Here is an 18,649-nt window from a genome sequence, read left to right on the forward strand (position 1 = left end):
TTTTTAGGCTGGATGACTGAGCATTTATAGAACGAACAAAAAATATAAAATATTCAACAAAATAAATATAACCAGCAGAACCAGTACCCGCATGAAATTAAATTCACTACCTTTAATATTGATCTGTGCCAGTAACAATAAGAGGCATTGATAGTTTGCACAATCAACATCTAACTCATTTCCAGACGCTTTCGAGTTAAACCAAAGACTCACATCAACGTAAATAAACAGTTGCGATATAACTCATACTGCAAATATAAGCTGCAACTTTGCAGTTGCAGCTAAGGTGTTATTGACCCGCAGCAGTATCCTCACCGGTCCAGAGTCGCATGATACGATAAGGCGGTTTGGCTGTTTCGGCTTTTCCATTAAAGGCTTTTGCTTTATGCAATTGATTCACTGAAATATATAACCAGCCTGTTTCACCAAATTGCACACTATCAGGAAAATCCAGTAGTGGAGAACTGACCGCTGTTGTTAGTGTGTCTTTGTTATCTAGCATGGAAATGGCATTGTGGTTCAAATTGGTAAAGTAATGATTACCTTGTTTGGACGTTGCTGCGCCATCTGATACAGGCTTGGCTCCGACTAATTTTACCGTGGCGATAATTTTATCATTATTGCCTGTTTGTAAAGCCGCAGTCGATAACTGATACCAGTGAGTGCCATTCATTGCACCATAATAGAGTGTACTTCCATCGGCAGATAAACTGATTGGATTGACCGCTACACTGGCGACTTTGCCATTAAACAATGTTGTTTTGTTATCTATGTTCATTACTGCATCCGTTTCGGCCTGCAGCGAGCTATGACCTGAAAAACGTATTGTATGGCCATCGTCGATACGCACCGCTAAGAGGCCAGGGTTGGCGATATCGGCTAAATAAATCCAGCCTTTTTGAGAGTCGACAACCAGATCCTGCATAAAGCTGCCTTTAGGCGCGAGAGCTTGTGGTAGGACGATTTGTTTATATAGACTGCCGTCCTTAATGTTGAATCCCCAAATCCTTGTCTGGCCTAATTCTAACCCCATATCTGCGGTCCAGAGGTGTCCAGCCTTGTCCTGAGCAATACCTAATAAGGTATCAAATTGAGCAGTATTGGCTGTCGATGTTTTTTGCAAATCCATTGAAGGCCAAGCTTTATAAGCGTTGGTCTCACGATTAACTTCAATCAATTGCAAACCTGATGGTGTATCAAATGGATGTACTGTGGCAAAAATCCGACCTTGTGCAGTGACGCTGACATTGCCAGGTCGTATTGGCAATTCAGCGACTGTTTCAAGACTTCCTACTGCTGGGGTGGCGTTCACAAAACTACTGGCTGTCAAAGAAAGCCATAATGCTGTTGTTAATAAGTGTTTCATATTCTATCTCCGCTTTTTCTGTTTAAGGGCTGTAGAATAGGAGTTATTATTTACAAAAAAAAGAGTATAAAGTTTAGCTCTGTTTCAATATTAATTTGATAATTAATGTTTATTCAGCAGTCGTTTCACCGGTCTCGACTTGCTGCTCGTACTTGCTGAGCTTGTTGTAGAGGGTTTTAACGCTGATCCCCAGTTGTTCGGCGGTATCCGTTTTATTACCTTGAGTGGTTTCTAGTGCTTGATAAATAGCGATTCTCTCTAAATCATCTAAGCGCATGCCTTGGGGGATAACAACTTGCTCACCACCACATAAACCCACTTCATTCGTCTGAGGTAGCTGTAAATGGCTGGGTAAAATATCCTGATCGGCCAGAATATAGGCTCGCTCAATTGCATGTTTTAATTCGCGCACATTACCAGACCAAGGGTACTTAGCAATCATCTGAATACAGTCTTCAGCTAAGCTCTTATTCTGCTTTTCGGCCACGTTACGATAGGCAAGAAAATGCTGCGCAAGCCCAATAATATCTTCGCCACGTTCCCGTAAGGGCGGAACGCGAATGGGAAACTGAGCCAAACGAAAGTACAAATCTTCTCGAAATAGCCCTGCCTCTATCGCCACTATGGGATCACGGTTAGTCGCTGCCACAATACGTACGTTTGCACGTTGCACTTTGTCACCACCCACAGGACGATACTCGCTATTTTCCAACACTCTGAGTAACTTCACTTGATGATCAATCGGCATTTCGGTGACTTCATCGAGAAACAAAGTCCCGCCTTCAGCCTGTTCAAATACGCCTTTGTGGTCGCGATTCGCCCCCGTAAATGCACCTTTGACATGACCAAACAGCTCACTGTCGACCAATTCAGGGCTTAATGCACCACAGTTAATCGCAATAAAAGGCTCGTTCACCCTAGGGCTGGCAAGATGTATGGTATTAGCAACCAGTTCTTTCCCGACCCCACTTTCCCCAATAATCAGCACATTACTGCCTGTCGCAGAGACGCGACGAATTGTACGATATAGCTTGTGCATAGGAGCTGATGAACCAACAAGCAAACCGTACTGGTCTAGCTCGCTAGCAAAAGGATGCAGTCGATTAGGCGATGATGCTAAATACTGTGCAAAATCAGCAAAAATTTCGCTGATTAGCGGCATATCGTAAGGTTTGCGAAAGTGGTAACCCGCAAAATGAGACATTAACTGATCAAGATTAGGGTTTGGCTGACCATCGGAGAGAAAAATAAACTCAATATTTGACATGGCCGTATTATCCAGCAGCACAAGGTAATCTTCTCGACTAAGACTGGATAACTCAATAATGGCAACATCGACGTGATTTGCCCCTAGCTGCTCTATCCAAGGCAAGTCATCGACACTGCGTAGCTTATTAAAGTCAGCAGCGCCAGCAAGTTCGATGATTGCTTGCTCGGCGCCAACATCCTGCAAGTGATAAAAAAGTGTCAGTCGAGCCATGCGTATCTACTCCCTGTATGAAAAACTACTGTATGTCAGCCATGAAATTTTAACAACAGCAACGGTAATAGTTGCCGATGTTCTAAGATGATATCTCGATGAACTGAGAATATCAGTCTAAAAATCAGCCTGTTAAAATATCATTAAAAACGAGAACAGAATATGCATGGTAGCTGAACGAAACGAAATCAGTTTACCCAAGCAGTTAAACAATCTATGTCGAACACTGGCATTAGGAGGCCCATAATGAAGTCTAATGTTGTGCAACATCAGACTGATATCCGCGCCGATATCATGTTGATCGATGAAATCATCAAGCTGAATCAAGAAGGACTCACATTTTACAACCAAGCGAGGAGGTATGTCGAAGACTATAATCTTAAGCGTGTTTTTTCCGCCAAAGCTAACATCCACCAACGAATGTTAACTCGGTTTGAACAGCTGAGACGTTTGGCTGACGAGCCAATTAATGGCCTAAGTCACACCGTGCCCATCACTTATACTCAAGCAACAGAATTGCTGCAACAGTGCCAAATTTCGCAGGCTATGACCGCCCTTGTCGACATAGAGCAGCAAGTGCTAATCCAAATAAAACAAGCAGTAAGGCAAGCGCATCAGCCACAACTTGCAAACCAACTTGCAGAAGGCGCCGCTTGGCTGCAAATGAGTTACGACGGTACGGGATCGCTCAATCACCATTAATTCCCTCTCGCTAAGTGAGCCATATTTAACCGACTCCCCCACTTTTACTACAGACATAATACCGCACTGATGAGTGCGGTTTTTTATGCTCGAATGATGGCTCAGCATGCCAGAAAAAATTACATTTTGTCGGTAAAAAAGACCGACCAAAAGGAAAATGCCAAGGTATAAAAACGCCAGATAAAACAATTAAAACATTAAAAATCATCACCTTAAAAACATTGGCACGATTGGCGCATTATCTAGCTTCGAGAAAACAACGGAGGATATGATTATGAAAACTACAACAGCATCAGTACTAGTGGCTTTACTTGTCGGTTCAATCAGTTTAAATGTGGCCGCCGCCCAAGATTGGAAAGGCGGAACCAAGGATGCGTGGATCGATGGTAAAGCAGAAACCACTTTACTGCTCAACACGAATCTCAATTCCTTCGACATCATTACAGATGTCAAAGATGGTAAAGTGACGTTAACAGGTAAAGTGGAAAGCAGTGTGGATAAAGCCCTCGCCACAGAGCTCATCAAGAGCTTAGATGGGGTGAAAGATGTCGATAACCAACTCACTGTGATGAATGAAAAAGAAGGCACCAGTGAAGTTGTTGCCACCTTAACTGACTCTAAAGTTGCCACAGTCATCAAAACGCGTTTACTGTTTTCAACTGACGTATCCGGCACCCAAATTAATGTGGATGTTGCCAATGGCATAGTCACATTGAAAGGTGAAGTTGCCAGCGATGCCGAACGTCAGTTAGCACTGAAAATTGCCGAAAATACCGACGATGTGAAAAAGGTCGTTGATAAAATTAAAGTTGTTAAAAAAGTGTCTTAACTCTCGCGACAACGGCACTTTTTAAATTAAACGTATTTTAAGTAACAGCACACCGATCTAGACTCAAGGTTCGATAGTGCTTTATGAAAAAAGAATCAAAAAAACCAGCCTCAGCTGGTTTTTTTATGTCCATTTTCAGACTCAATCGAAAAGACTTACTCGCTTAAATTAAGAAGGGTGAATTAAGATGACTCGAATGATAATAAAGGAGAAGAGTTACAGAAAACTGAGCTAAAACACAGGCGTTACTCAAGCTTCAAAGCCAAACTAAGCTTCAAAGCCAAACTGGAATGCATAAAAATGTTGGCCATTCTCAATATTGATGGTCATAGTGCCAGTTAACCCCTGCAACTCCCCCGCCCCAGAATGGGGTATCACTTCTAAGATCAGACGATTTTGTCCATCGGTCATAATGCCAAAATGTTGTAACACAAAACTGCCCTGCTTACCGCACAAGTTGCCAACCACTTGTTCAATGGGCACATAGCCAGCTGAGCCCTTGACTGACGTCATAGCACTGAGCATTTCCCCTTTACTGCGCCCCTCAAGCTCACCATAAAAGGTTTTATCTAAGCCCATACGCCCTAAGGTCACACCACCAATGCCAGTAGCATAGGGGCTATCTGGAGTGAGCTTAACATCAAATTTCCCAGTGATTTTGCTAACTTGCATGACACTCTCCTTGTCGAAATCTTATGCTGACCTATTACCTGCTAACGCTTGCTATTGAAGCAAACATCACCCACAGACCGAAAAACAACTTAGCATAAGCCTGCGCAGATCCATAATGGCATTTACACGCTACTTATGTATGCTGGTCTCACTCACTATCATCTCTATGGTTTTGACTATTTCAGGGCTTTCAGACATAGGTTGGTCAGACGCTCTATCGCGATAAGTCACAGCAATTTTGAATGGGGCTTCAAAAGGATAAACAGGTTCAATACTATCCACTTCGATTCGATCGCCAAGCATGACACTGCCTAAGTGTTTCAAGCTATTGTGTTTAAAATCCAGATTAAACAATCCAAGATACCAAAATACGCCTGAACCTTGAGTCGTCACAATAAAGGGCGCCACAAAGGGCATAGTTTGCATTTTAGGATCATCTTGAATCGGTGCGTCACTTTGGGTGTCCGGCTCTAGAGCGGGATCGAAATTTAACGGTGTAATGCGCAAGTAATCGAGTAATGCTCGACCTTTTACCTCACCATCTTGGTAGTCGCCCATAGCAAACTCTGTTTGCTTGATCTTAATAAAATGTGTCAGTGCAACGGACTTGCCGCCCTCAGGCAGCGTTATTTCAACAGGATTGGCGGTATTTAAGCTAAAGAGTTTGAGCATCACTTCCGATGCATTCGCCACAGGCTTTACCTCAAAAGGTGTCACAGTTTCGATCTCATTCGCCTGAGCCTGAGTTTTTTCATGCGCCATGGCTTCATCGTATTGCATCACCTGTCCATCTTCCATCACCATATAAATATCATCATTGGTCATGTTGAAACGGTAAATACCCGCAGCAAGTAAGGCTAATACCACTAAGGTTGCCGCTATGGTTAATTTTACAAACGTACTCATCTTCTCTCCCCAATCGCGCTCGTTATGCGCTACTTTTCTAACACCGATAAACTTCAAATCAATGTCGGAGCAGTATTACAGATACTGAGTTAAAGCGAAGTGGGTAAAGTATAAAAAATGCCGCTATTTTGAATTTTGTCAGGCTAAGTTCAGCAACATGCCTTTTACTCGACCAATATGATGGGCCGAGTAAATACTCAGCCCAATACATCACTACTTTTCGTTTTTCCACAAGGCAGGGGTCTGGCTTGGTTGCCAATTGCTTTGGGAGAAATGCGCTTGCACTAAGGAATAGATTTTATCTTGATAGGACACAAACTCAGGTAGTTGATAATTATGCTGATCCTGCCAAGCAGGGGCATAATTATCTAGCGTATCAAAACGATACCCTTGACGTTGAGCTTCTTCAACAAAACGCTTAATTTTAGGCAAGTTGATGGTTGCACCTTGTCCGCGGTGCGCATTCTCAAACAGGAAGTCGTGGGTCAAGATCACCACTTTCCTGTTATGTAAACCATCACTACAATCTAAGTTCTGCGTACGACTGTTAAGCGGATTCATCGTCGTTCCTGCGCAGGTGTTAATCACTTGATTGACTTTTGCCACCAGCTCAACCCCATCGGCCATGGATTCAGCAGGAAAGGCAACCCCCCAATCCTCTGGTCCCCAGTCTAGATCCCAGCCAAATATTTTATAGTCACTCTCGGCAAGCATGTTTTGAATTTGCACCGCAACTTGCGAACTGTTGGTCGAGGTTTCTGCGGTACAAGCAAAAGCAGGATCCCAAGGCGGCACAGTATCGGATGTCGCACACAAGCCGTCGCCTTTGAGTTTACTGGTCACTCGCCAACCATTGGTGTAAGGCAAACGTGCCAACTTAGTCATCTTGTTATTGGGATAACTGGCGGCATTAGGAATAAGTTCAACCACTTTGGCCGTGTTCGTCACAAAATAGGTGAAATCGGTGGCCGCATCTTGATAGGATTTTACAGGCCAGAGTCCAACTTGATTACAATATGCCGCCCCAGATTGCACGCCATCAGTGCAGTTATGCAGCATATGATCGTAACTGTGGTTTGCCAGAATATGACCATCGTCTAGCAAACGTTGTAGGGCGACAGCCGCTAATGCCTCGTTTTCATCTCCTTCGCCATACATATGAAACGCATTAATAAAGAACGTCGCCTTAATATTGGCATCCTTTAACGCATCTAACAGCCCTAAGGTCGCGTCAATTGGACCATCATCAAAGGTAAGGTAAATGGTTTTATCGCTGGCGTAGGCCGCACTTAAGCCAGTACTCAAGCTCGCAACACAAAGCCCAACTGCAACGGCTATCGATTTCAGTTTCATGATTTCATCCTATAAATAATGTTTAAAGATGAATAAGTTAGTTCTCTTTACGCACTGGTTAATTCATAACCTGTAGACAGCGAGTTCACTCATCCGTTTAGCTTATCTATAGTGAGTAATCCCGCTGGCATTAGTTATACCATCCTAGCAACAAGCCATACTTTTCTACGCTAAGTCGATAAATCCTGCTTTTGCACCCAGTTATACCAATCACATTAAATATCTAATCAGTTCAGAGCCTCACAGGCATTTCAATCCAAGGCGCATTGACGCAGAAATGGTCATTCCCTTTTAAGTCAATGCAACACCGGAGTGGGATGCCTGTGTGGCTCCCAAAGGGCGGCTGATGTTCACTACATGGCAACGCGCTTTATACTGCGTTTAAGGCTTTCGACAGAGCACCACTATGCCTTCAAGCCTTCGCCTTGTCTAAAGCGCGTTGAATTCCCGCTGAATGAACAGATATTTAATACGATTGGTATTAACTATCCCCCTTACCCAAGGCTTCAAAGACAATAGAAAAATACCAATCCTAGTGTGAAAAGTACCGCATCAACAATTCGATAACAGGTAAGTTAACTGGAGAAAAAAACAACACAAAAGTACTACAGGGATGCAATAACATGTCAGAAGGTCAACTATTTAAGAGCTCTTTGCTCGCATTATGTATCGCTAACGCCTTGTTCGGGATGAGCTCAACCGCAATCGCGGCGGAGCAACAAGAGGCAACCGCAGAAAATATTGAGGTGATCCAAGTACGCGGCATACGTCGCTCGATTGAAGCCTCAATGAATACCAAACGCTTCGCCGACTCCACGGTCGATGCTATCACCTCGGAAGATATCGGTAAGTTTCCCGATAAAAATATCGGTGATGCGCTGCAGCGAATTTCTGGGGTGACGGTCGATAGGCAATACGGTGAAGTGAGTGGGGTCACCATTCGTGGTACAGCGCCAGAACAGAGTCGTATTTTGCTGAACGGTCAAACCGTTGCGAGCACCTCTTGGTATGATCTTGGTCCTGCCACTCGTACCTTCAACATGGAATTATTGTCAGCCGAGCAAGTCAGTGCGGTTGAAGTCCACAAAACGCCAACCGCTAGCCTTGAAGAAGGTGCGCTGGGCGGCACTGTCGATCTCAAAACCCGTAAGCCCTTAGATCTCGATGCTCACACTTATCAAGTGGCGGGTGAGTTGAGCCAAAGCAGCCTGTACGATGAAACAGATCCGAGTGGATCTTTCGTCGGAAGCTGGAAAAATGACGATGAAAAATTTGGTATTTTAGGCGCTTACTCAGTAGAAAAACTCACCAGTGGTCGGCATGTATTAGAATCGCTCAGCGGTTACTATGAGTACTTTTCCGCTGATCCTGCACAAAACCAAAAATCAACTGTCGGGGCGTGGGGGATTGGCTCACAAGCATTTAGGGCCGAACGTGAAAGGACCAGTGCCCAAGTTACACTGCAATTTGCACCGACTGAAAAAACAGAGTTCACCTTAGATTACTTTAATTTTGAACTCGATATCCCCCACGTAAACCACAACTTCTTAACCGTTGGCGCCCGCGGTTCAGGCTCCACCAACGTAGTGAACAATGCCCAAGGCGGCACAGCATCGGCAACGATTCTGCCGGCGTATGCGTCGATTATTTATAACCCTGTGGTGCGCCACGCGGTCAATATGAAATCTGACGTACTCAACTTAACCGGAAAATACGTCGGGGACAGTTTCACCCTTAGCGGCGTCATTGGCCAATCGACCTCAGATGGCGGCACCCAAGGCGGCTCATCTTCTTGGTGGATCCCTGCGACGGACCAAGGCGGCAAAATTGGCGATCCCGCCTTCCCTAATGGTCAAGGCAGTGTCGATGGTGGCTTTAGTTACGATGCCACAGGTCCCTATCAAGTGGTGCTCACGAGCCTAGATGCCAACGATGCTAGCCAGTTCAAGCATGCGCAGGAAGCCAACTACGAAACCACAGTGCAAGATCATAAAGTCACCTACGCGCAGTCTGACTTCGAATATCAACTCGATCATGATTTTATTAATAAAATTGCGGTCGGGATTAAGTACAATACCAGTGATTTCGAGCGTAATGCTTTCAACCGTAACCCCGCAGAAATCCTAGGTTTCGTGCCCAATGGCAACCTCGCTAACTGGAGCGATGGCGTGCTGTCTGGCCTGCATTCCCAGAGCGGCGGCAATGTACTCGACTCCTATGCCAAGTTAGATGAAGACAAATGGTGGGCGTTTATCAGTGAGAAATACGCCAATGGCGAGTTAGTGGAAGTCGCCGATCTCGGTAACACCTTCACTGTCGAAGAGGATATGTTGGCCCTGTACGCCCAAGCGGATTTCAGCGGCGAATTCTACCGTGGTAACTTTGGTTTGCGTTACGTTAACACAGACCAAACCTCAACCGGTTTTGCCGATGGCAAGCCCTACAATGAATCCGTTAATTACGATAATTGGTTACCGAGTATCAACGTCGCCTTCGATCTGCAAGAAGATTTAATCCTACGAGCCTCGGCCTCTGCCGTGATGGCGCGTAACAACTACAGCGACCTAAAACCCGGTTTAGCGATAGCGAAAAACTTTGGTACTGCGACCGGCGGTAATCCAAATTTAAAACCCTATAAGGCGAATCAAGCTGACCTTGGCATCGAATGGTACTTCACTGAATCTTCTATGCTGTCGGCAGCCTTGTTCTACAAAGATATTGATAACGTAGTGTTTGTCACTGAGTCTACTCAATACATTGAAGGTTGCGGCGCATCAGAATCCGAGTGGGATAAATGCCGTGTCACAGCCCCAGCCAATGGCGGTAGCGGCTCTGTTACTGGGCTTGAAATCCAGCTACAACATAACTTTGAAAGCGGTTTTGGCTTCTTAACCAACTACACCTATGTTGACAGTAAAAGCACTCGCCCAGATGGCACCGAGCAGATGATTGAAGGCGTATCAGAAAACTCCTTCAACGGTTCACTCTTCTACGAAGATGAACTGTTCAGCGCCCGTATCGCCTATAACTGGCGTTCAGAATACTTAGGCGTAGGTAATATTCAAAACGTGTTAAACGACAGCTATCAACAAGTGGATGCCTCGATTATTTGGCATGCAATGGAGAACTTAGATATCTCACTCGAAGGGGTTAACTTAACCAATGAAGTGGTGCAATCCTATGATGTTAAATACGGATTAACCCAAAATACCATCGAATTTGGTTCACGTTATTTCGTCGGTGCCAGCTACAAATTTTGAACTTGAGTCACAGCATAGCCGACCTTAGGGTCGGCTTTTTGCGTTGGTAATGCAGAGGGTATAAATCATGAAAGTGAAGCAAGCAATCAGAAAAATCATTATCTTAGGCGGCGGCACCGCAGGCTGGATGGCAGCGGCCGCCCTCGCGAATAACCCCGTATTTGCCGCCATTGAGCTCTGTTTACTGGAATCGGACAACATAGGCACCATAGGCGTTGGTGAAGGTTCAACGCCACACTTAAAACGCTTTATGGACAACTTAGGCATTAGCGAAAAAGATTGGATGGAACAATGCCACGCCAGCTATAAAACTGGCATCGATTTCATCAACTGGAATGGGGACGGGCAGCAATACTTTCACCCCTTCTATTGTCAAATGGATGTGAAACCCGCTGAAGTTTTCTTTATCAACGCCAATGCAAGACGCCGAGGGCATGGGAATGCCGTTAAACCCGATGCATTTTTCTCCAGCGGCGTATTGGCCAAGCACAATCTCAGCCCAAGGCCGAATAAAACAATGCCCTGCGCTAACGAATACGGCTATCACTTCGATGCCACTGAGCTGGCCAATTACTTAAAAGATTATGCCTGCCAACGCGGCGTAAAACACCTCATCGGCGATGTCATTGAAGTTTCAACAACCCAAAACCAACATATAGACGCCTTAATGCTGGCGAATGGCGAACGACTTAACGCCGACTTTTTTATCGATGCCAGCGGCTTTAGCGCTAAGTTAATTCATAAAACCCTAGGCGTACCCTTTCAATCCTTCGCCAATGAACTGCCCAACGACAGCGCAGTCACTGTACCTGTTCCTGTACCTGCATTAATGGACTCCGCTCAAACACAGCAAACCCATGATCTACAAAACCATGCATTGCAAACCCAAGCACAGCAAGCAAAGTACCATACCCGCGCCACGGCGCTCAGTGCGGGCTGGCTATGGCAAATCCCCCTTACCCACAGGCTTGGCAATGGCTATGTTTATAGCAGTCGCCACCTCAGTGCCAATGCCGCAGCCAAGGAATTGTTGCACAGTGTTAATCTGCCTGAATCAACCCAAGTACGGTTTCTCAAGATGCGGGTCGGTGTCAGTGACAAGGCTTGGCACAACAATGTTTTGGCGATAGGACTCGCGCAAAGTTTTATCGAACCACTCGAAGCCACGTCGATCATGATGACCCAATTTACCCTTGAAAAATTTATGTCGTTATTCGAGCGCTATCAATTGAATAAGCAGGCAGAGACCTTAAGTCGACAAACACTCAATCAGGCGGTCATGCAGTTAGTGCTCGGCATAAAGGATTATATTCAGGCCCATTATGTCACCAGCCAGCGCAGCGAACCCTATTGGTTGGCGGCGAGAAAAGTCACCATTTCCCAAAGGCTGACGCAACTATTGCAAGCTTGGTATCAAGGGGAAGACTTTGATTTACTGCTTTACCAATACGATCAGCAACTCGCCTACTTTCGCCCTTCTTGGTATGCGCTGTTAGCGGGAATGGATTACCGCGACCCAAAACTGAAGCGCCCATTTGAGCCGATTTCAGCGGAGATCACGGCGCAAGCGATACGCTACAGCCAAACCTTAGTGGAGCAGTATTTTCAGCCTAAGCATCCGTGATAAGAATGGTTAAATTGCCCTTTGTTTACTGCTAAAGCACTGACGAAAACGACTCGGCGTGACACCTTTAAATTGAATGAAACGCCGATTAAAATTAGATAAGTTGTTGAAACCACACTGATCGCTGATGGTTGATATCGGACTTTGATTTGACAGCAGTAACTTGCACGCCTTAGCTATCCTGAGTTGATTGATAAACTCAGTTAAGGTTTTCTCGGTGCGTTTTTTAAAGAATCGATGGAAATGATTGGTGCTCATGTGCGCTAACTTTGCCAAATCCTGTGCCGACAAGGCCTGAGTGTAATTGTCATAAATATGCTCAATCACTTTATCGAGCTTTTTCACGGTAAAGTCGAGTTTACTACCGTGGGTAAACAAGGTGCTCGACAAGAGTTCTTGCTGACTATCCTGTTGTAATAACGCTAATAATTCCAATAACAAAATATAGCGTCTAAAAGGATTGGCCGTCTCCATCGCGATAAACACACTATGGGCCTTACGCGCCGTTTCCTCACTAAACAACACACCTCGTTTGGCATGGGTCAAAAGTGAATGCAAAGACGCTAACTCACGTTGCTCATTCACAATTTGGTGTAGCCAGACCGCTGGAATTTGTGCCACATAAACGACTTCCTGCACCCTCGCATTCGAAGTGCCGTCTTTTAGCGCGTTGCCATTTGATATCTCGTCAGTTGAAACACCAAGGTTCGCCTCGGATTGCCAGCCGTGGGGCATATCTGGGCCTATGATCACTAAATCATAATCGCCATAACGGGCAATATGGTCGCCCACATAACGCATACCATAACTGTTGAGGGTTAAGCAGATTTCGTACTCGGGGTGATAATGCCAATTGAGATCCATGTGCTCCCATTCATAACGAAAGTAACGCCAAGAACTGTTTTCATCGGGGATCACTTTTTCACACAGAGGTTTCATCCATTAAACTCCAGTTGCTCATTCCTTTACCTTAGCTTCAATCAGCTCTTATAGTTCAACGCCATTCACTCAAGCTAGCCGTTATGCCAACCTGTTAAATTATTCAATTACTTAGACCTTATTTTTAATGCCAGCCTTGACCTATCAGCGCGGCGAAATAGCTGTGCCTTCGCGCACTATTGTCTATAGCAAGTCAGCCTTGCAGTGATACTAAAATCCGCCACTCCAATACTATTCTATCCAATGTTAATTAAAGGTAACTATTTTACAAGTAAATAGGTTATCAGCAGAGGCTAAAACATGGTTTTCTCTATGCTCATCCGCAGCAGCTATCTGCTGCCCACTATCTACAGCAAGTATTTACAGCACCTGATGTAAATCAGCCCAATCAGCGCAAACACGATTTGACTATGTGAGAAAAGTATCGACAGAGGCACCATTCGTATCACCACCAAGGCGAGCGTCAAGCCACAATGAATTTCACTTAATTCAATTGGCTAAGCACATGAAACACAAACTCATCATTCTGTTTGTTCTCTGCACTTTCTTTGTGATTTCTTTGATGACCAACAGCATGGGGCCGATTTTCCCTGCGTTAATTGACAGTTATGCTATCGGCCTGACGTTGGCGGGGTTATTTCCCTTTGCGTTTTTTATCGCCTACGGCGTGACATCGATTCCTGCGGGGATTTTGGTGGACAAGTACGGTGAAAAGCGGGTGATCATCTTAGCCTTTAGCCTCGCGTTTATCGGCGCCGTGACTTTTGTGTGTCTGCCCACCTTTAGCATCGCCATGTTTAGCCTGTTTTGTATTGGCACTGGCATGAGTTTATTGCAGGTAGCAGTGAATCCCTTATTGCGACAAGCTGCGGGGCCAGAGCATTTTGCCTTTTTCTCCGTACTGGCCCAACTTGCCTTTGGCGGCGCCGCGACCTTAGCGCCGCTGGTGTATCAGCATTTTGTCGCCTTAGATCAAGCCAGTGTTGCATCAGCCAACTATGTGCAACAGCTATTGCCCGAGAACATGAGTTGGCTCGCCATGTATTGGTTATTCGCCGTGGTCGCGCTCGCCATGGTGCTCTTTGCCAGCCTAGTGAAGATGCCCAAAGTGAATAAACTGGCAGATGAGTCGGCAGGTGCCCTCGAGACCCATTTACGCCTTTTCAAAGATAAAACCGTTTTGAAATTCTTCTTCGCTATCGCCGCCTACGTTGCGCTTGAGCAAGGGCTTGCTAACAGTATCTCAGTCTTTTTGCTGCAATATCATGGTCTTGACACCTTAAGTGTCGGCGCCAATGTGGTTAGCGATTTTTGGTTTTACATGACGCTCGGCTGCCTACTCGGTTTGCTGCTACTTAAACTTATCGACAGTCAGATCTTGCTGCTCAGTTTTTCCCTTAGTTCACTGGTTTGTTTTCTGGTGGCGATTTGGGGACCGAGCCAACTAACATTAATTTGTTTCCCATTGGTTGGCTTTTTCATTTCTATCATGTGGTCGGTGATCTTCTCGTTGGCGCTCAATTCGCGCACTCAAGATCATGGATCATTCGCCGGCATTCTCTGTACTGGCATTATCGGCGGCGCGTTTATCTCGCCGATCATTGGTGTTATCAGCGAGCTATCCGGCGAGTTACGGCTCGGGATGTTAGTGCTGTTAATCCCTATGGCTTACATAGGTTATGTGGCCCTAACGGCTCGTCCCTTGATTAAAAACACTACCCTGTTCTCAGCGAAAGCGGCATCAAAGGATGCCGTTCCTATGGCAACAAACAACACGAGAGGCAACAAGCTATTATGAGCGTCCTATGTTTAGATCTTGGGGGAACTAAACTGATGTTGGCACAGGTGGAAGGTAAAACCTTACTCGACACTTGGCGGTATCCTGTTCCCGCAGATGGCAATTTTGAACAATTATTAGATTTCCTCGTGACCTGTATCCACAGCCACCTCACATCTGAAACCTGTGGTATTTCCATCGGGGTGCCCGGTATGGTGGATATGCACAGCGGCACTTTACTCGAAGTGCTCAACATCCCTGCATTAACGGCAACGCAGTTAGCCCAGCAACTGCAAAATACCTTTGAGATGGATGTGGTTGTGAATAACGACGCTAACCTCTTTGCCCTCGGCGAAGCTGTACTCAATCACAATCAAGACATGCTCGGGATTACCTTAGGCACTGGCGTAGGCGCTGGGGTGATTTTTAATGGTCAGTTGTATTCGGGTAAACATTGCGCCGCAGGTGAAATAGGTAGTTTGAGTTATCGTGATGGCATTATTGAGCACTACTGCTCGGGGCAATACTTCACCACTCATCATCACATGAGTGGCGAGCATTTGTACCAAAAAGCCTGTGAAGGTGACAGCCAAGCGCTACAAGCCTTCGCCCATTTTGGCGAACACTTGGCGCACATGATCGCCCAAACCTTACTGGTATACGATCCCAAAGATATCATCCTTGGCGGCTCAGTCAGCCAAAGCTTTCCCTTTTTTATTGAAGCGCTTAAACAGAAATTGCAAAGCTTAGTCTATGGCCCGCAACTGACAGACTTGACGATTTCAGCCAGCCAACATCACAATGCTGCCCTCATAGGTGCCGCGCAGTGGTTTTTACAACAAAAGGACTCAGCTAAGTGAAAGGACAAATAACACAGAAAGGGATGATAAAGTGGCAGAGGATTAAGACGGCCTTAGTCAGCGGCGTCATGGCAGTGCTTCCCGTAGCGTCGGTGCTTTCAATACTTGCGATGCCATCAGTACAGGCCGCCAATGCTGTGCAGGAGGCAAATCATGTCGCGCTGAATCAATTGGCCGATAAGCTCCAATTAAATTATCAGCTAACCGCTAGTTATCTTGAAACCTGTCCCGCTAAAGAAGCCCAATGCTACCGCTCTGTCATTGAGCTAACCCTGCCCACTCAGTTATCCAACGACAAGTTATCTAACGAAGAGCTAAATCATGGCGACTGGCAAATTTATTTCAGCCAATTATCGCCCGTTTATTTCGTCGATGCGGGTGACTTTAGCATTGAGCATATCAATGGCGATTTACATAAAATCACTCCTAAAGCCAGCTTTAAGGGCTTCGTCGCCAATCAAGTTTATCGTATTGAGTTTTATAGCAAAGGCAGCCAAATCACCCGTTCCGAGTTTATGCCAAACTTCTTTATCGCTATGGGCGATAAGGCGCAGGTCATAAAGAGCACTCAAACAAGGCGCGATAAAGAAACAGGTTTAGCCGAGCAAGACTACCTGGCGCCTTTTAATGCCGAAAAACAATTCTTACTGGCAAAAAACGATGCAACCCCCTTTGCCGATGGCCAGTATTTAGCAGAGCAATATCAAGCCTTAGCCGCAGACAAAGCACCTGACATTAGCGGCAAACTCATCCCCACGCCACTTCATAGCCAAAGCCTAAACTCAGCGCCTTTATCCCTTGCTAAAGGTTATCGACTCGCGGCTGCAACTGTCGATTTTAAGGGACGGCAGGCGGCATTTGATTACCTCGATTCTTTAGGCTTTTCGGCCAAGGACAAAGGCACGCCTCTATTATTGCAACTCGATACTCAAGCACCTAAAGTCGCAAGCACTGAAGCCCATGATAGTGAAATTAAAAGCATCGAAGCCTATCGGTTAACCATAACGACTGAACAAATCAGTATTCGAGCGAGCAGTGAAGCAGGACTCTTCTATGGCCTACAAAGCCTAGCTGGGCTGATCAGTTTAAGTGACGATCAACTCGTCGCCATCGAGATCCAAGACCAACCTCGCTACGCCTTTCGCGGCCTGCATATCGATTTAGCCCGTAACTTTCACTCGCTCGATTTTATTAAACGCATTATCCCACAGCTCGCCGCCTATAAAATCAATAAGCTGCACTTGCACTTAGCCGACGATGAAGGCTGGCGTTTAGCCATCCCCGGCTTACCTGAACTGACCGATGTGGGCGCAAAACGCTGTTTCGATTTAACCGAGCAAAGCTGTTTATTGCCACAACTGGGCAGCGGCATAGCGGACGTAAACCCCGTCGATGGCTACTTAACCGTGGCGCAATACCAAGAAATATTACAACTGGCAGATGCTCACCATATCGAAGTGATCCCTTCACTGGACATGCCGGGGCATTCACGCGCCGCAATAAAATCCATGGAGGCGCGTTATCACCATTACCTCGCCAAGGGAGACAAAGCTAAGGCGGAGGAGTTTTTACTAACTGAATTTGCAGATAAAACCCAATATTCGTCGATTCAGTATTACCACGACAACACACTCAATGTGTGTCTGCCGAGCACCTATCACTTTATCGATACTGTGATTGATGAAGTTAAAAAGATGCACCACGCCGCGGGTGTTCCCTTAGTACATTACCACATAGGCGCCGATGAAACCGCGGGCGCTTGGGTAGAATCCCCCGCGTGTATCGCAATGAAAAAACAAAAAGCCGATGAGTTAACCGGACTGCATTCGCTCAATGGTTACTTTATCGAGCGCGTTGCTAACATGTTGGCAGAGAAAGGGATTATTGCCGCTGGTTGGAATGATGGCATGGGTGAAGTGCGCCCCGAAAACATGCCAGCCCAAGTGCAGTCTAACGCTTGGTCGCAGATTTCAAACAATGGCCATCAAATCGCCCATAAGCAAGCAAACCTTGGCTGGAAGGTCGTTATCTCAACGCCAGAAGTCACCTATTTCGATTTCCCCTACGCTAGCCATCCAGATGAGCGCGGCAATCATTGGGCCTCGAGGGCAATAGACAGTTTTAAGGTGTTTAGCTTTATGCCCGATAATCTGCCTGTACATGCCGAGCGTTGGCACAATAGCTTAAATCAGCCATTTGTGTCGGACGATAGCCACAGCCAGCTCAAACCGGGACACAGGTTTTACGGCTTACAGGGGCACCTTTGGAGCGAAATGGTGCAATCGGACGAGCAAGCAGAATACATGTTATTCCCGCGCATGGTCGCCCTCGCCGAACGGGCATGGCATAAGGCACCATGGGAATTAGCCTATGATTATCAAGGTAAAATTTATAGTCAGCAAACTCAACATTTTGCCCGCCAACTCAATGGCCAAGCCGAGCAAGTCCTCAAACAGGATTGGCAAACCTTCGCCGCGGTTTACGCCAATAAAGTGCAACCTAAGTTAGCAAAAGCGGGAGTTTTCTATCGCATAGCACCGCCTGGAATACGTGTTGAACATCAGCAGTTAGTGCTCAATAGCTTATATCCCAATGCCGAGTTGGAATACCAACTCGACTCAGGACCTTGGCTAAGCTACCGCCAAGCTTTCAAGCTTAATGATGTCAAACACATCCGCGCCAGAGTCAAAGATGGCGCGCGTTACTCTCGCCCATCGACTTGGCAAAACACCCTCTAGTCGTTTCTCGCACAATGTCGGCCATCGTATGTGATGGCCGATGCGTTAATTGACTATTAATACCACTGGTCGATAGGTTAAGCATGAGCTTACATTGAGGCTTTTCAATAACAGCGCAACTCAGGCTATAATCTCGCTATTCG

13 protein-coding genes are annotated in these 18,649 nt (G+C 45.9%); 7 read left to right on the plus strand and 6 right to left on the minus strand.

The window, feature by feature from the left end; genetic code table 11:
- Positions 1-289: 289 nt before the first annotated feature.
- Entirely contained in the window at positions 290-1,366 is a 1,077-nt protein-coding gene (locus KO537_RS08425) for an L-dopachrome tautomerase-related protein (RefSeq protein ID WP_219234234.1), read from the minus strand.
- A 109-nt stretch (positions 1,367-1,475) separates the two neighbouring features.
- Complete coding sequence (locus KO537_RS08430) at positions 1,476-2,846, minus strand: sigma-54 dependent transcriptional regulator (protein ID WP_219234235.1); 1,371 nt, start codon at positions 2,844-2,846, stop codon at positions 1,476-1,478.
- A 246-nt stretch (positions 2,847-3,092) separates the two neighbouring features.
- On the opposite strand from KO537_RS08430, the gene KO537_RS08435 reads away from it, so the two are divergent.
- Both KO537_RS08435 and KO537_RS08440 read left to right on the plus strand, forming a co-directional pair.
- A complete protein-coding gene (locus tag KO537_RS08435) occupies positions 3,093-3,548 on the plus strand; it encodes a glutamyl-tRNA reductase (RefSeq protein WP_219234236.1) in 456 nt (151 codons plus the stop codon).
- Positions 3,549-3,822: 274 nt separating this feature from the next.
- Positions 3,823-4,377, plus strand: a complete 555-nt coding sequence (locus tag KO537_RS08440; RefSeq protein WP_105249747.1) for a BON domain-containing protein — start codon at positions 3,823-3,825, stop codon at positions 4,375-4,377.
- Positions 4,378-4,644: 267 nt separating this feature from the next.
- Here the strand turns inward: KO537_RS08440 and KO537_RS08445 are convergent, their stop codons facing one another.
- The 3 genes from KO537_RS08445 to KO537_RS08455 form a co-directional block, all read right to left on the minus strand.
- Complete coding sequence (locus KO537_RS08445; RefSeq protein WP_219234237.1) at positions 4,645-5,049, minus strand: DUF3224 domain-containing protein; 405 nt, start codon at positions 5,047-5,049, stop codon at positions 4,645-4,647.
- Between the two features lie 129 nt (positions 5,050-5,178).
- Positions 5,179-5,955 carry a hypothetical protein gene (locus KO537_RS08450; RefSeq protein ID WP_219234238.1) on the minus strand — a complete coding sequence of 259 codons (777 nt, stop codon included), beginning with the start codon at positions 5,953-5,955 and terminating at the stop codon, positions 5,179-5,181.
- Between the two features lie 213 nt (positions 5,956-6,168).
- Positions 6,169-7,308, minus strand: a complete 1,140-nt coding sequence (locus tag KO537_RS08455) for a polysaccharide deacetylase family protein (protein WP_173497090.1) — start codon at positions 7,306-7,308, stop codon at positions 6,169-6,171.
- A 623-nt stretch (positions 7,309-7,931) separates the two neighbouring features.
- Between KO537_RS08455 and KO537_RS08460 the strand changes: the two genes are divergently transcribed.
- Positions 7,932-10,568 carry a TonB-dependent receptor gene (locus KO537_RS08460; RefSeq protein ID WP_219234239.1) on the plus strand — a complete coding sequence of 879 codons (2,637 nt, stop codon included), beginning with the start codon at positions 7,932-7,934 and terminating at the stop codon, positions 10,566-10,568.
- Positions 10,569-10,635: 67 nt separating this feature from the next.
- Positions 10,636-12,192 carry a tryptophan halogenase family protein gene (locus tag KO537_RS08465; protein ID WP_173245913.1) on the plus strand — a complete coding sequence of 519 codons (1,557 nt, stop codon included), beginning with the start codon at positions 10,636-10,638 and terminating at the stop codon, positions 12,190-12,192.
- A gap of 9 nt (positions 12,193-12,201) precedes the next feature.
- Here KO537_RS08465 and KO537_RS08470 read toward each other — a convergent pair whose 3' ends face one another.
- Entirely contained in the window at positions 12,202-13,131 is a 930-nt protein-coding gene (locus tag KO537_RS08470; protein ID WP_173245916.1) for a helix-turn-helix domain-containing protein, read from the minus strand.
- Between the two features lie 505 nt (positions 13,132-13,636).
- On the opposite strand from KO537_RS08470, the gene KO537_RS08475 reads away from it, so the two are divergent.
- Genes KO537_RS08475 through KO537_RS08485 form a run of 3 tightly spaced genes read left to right on the plus strand, consistent with a single transcriptional unit; the run spans position 13,637 to position 18,506 of the window.
- Entirely contained in the window at positions 13,637-14,929 is a 1,293-nt protein-coding gene (locus KO537_RS08475; protein WP_219234240.1) for an MFS transporter, read from the plus strand.
- Positions 14,926-15,768: an ROK family protein gene (locus tag KO537_RS08480; protein WP_219234241.1), complete on the plus strand. Its 843-nt coding sequence runs from the start codon at positions 14,926-14,928 to the stop codon at positions 15,766-15,768. The genes KO537_RS08475 and KO537_RS08480 overlap by 4 nt, the downstream gene beginning before the upstream one ends.
- Positions 15,765-18,506 (plus strand): family 20 glycosylhydrolase, encoded by a 2,742-nt coding sequence (locus tag KO537_RS08485; protein ID WP_219234242.1) that lies wholly within the window; start codon positions 15,765-15,767, stop codon positions 18,504-18,506. The genes KO537_RS08480 and KO537_RS08485 overlap by 4 nt, the downstream gene beginning before the upstream one ends.
- Positions 18,507-18,649 lie beyond the last annotated feature (143 nt).

The sequence above is a fragment of the Shewanella sp. NKUCC01_JLK genome, assembly GCF_019345615.1.
Classification (GTDB): domain Bacteria; phylum Pseudomonadota; class Gammaproteobacteria; order Enterobacterales; family Shewanellaceae; genus Shewanella; species Shewanella oncorhynchi.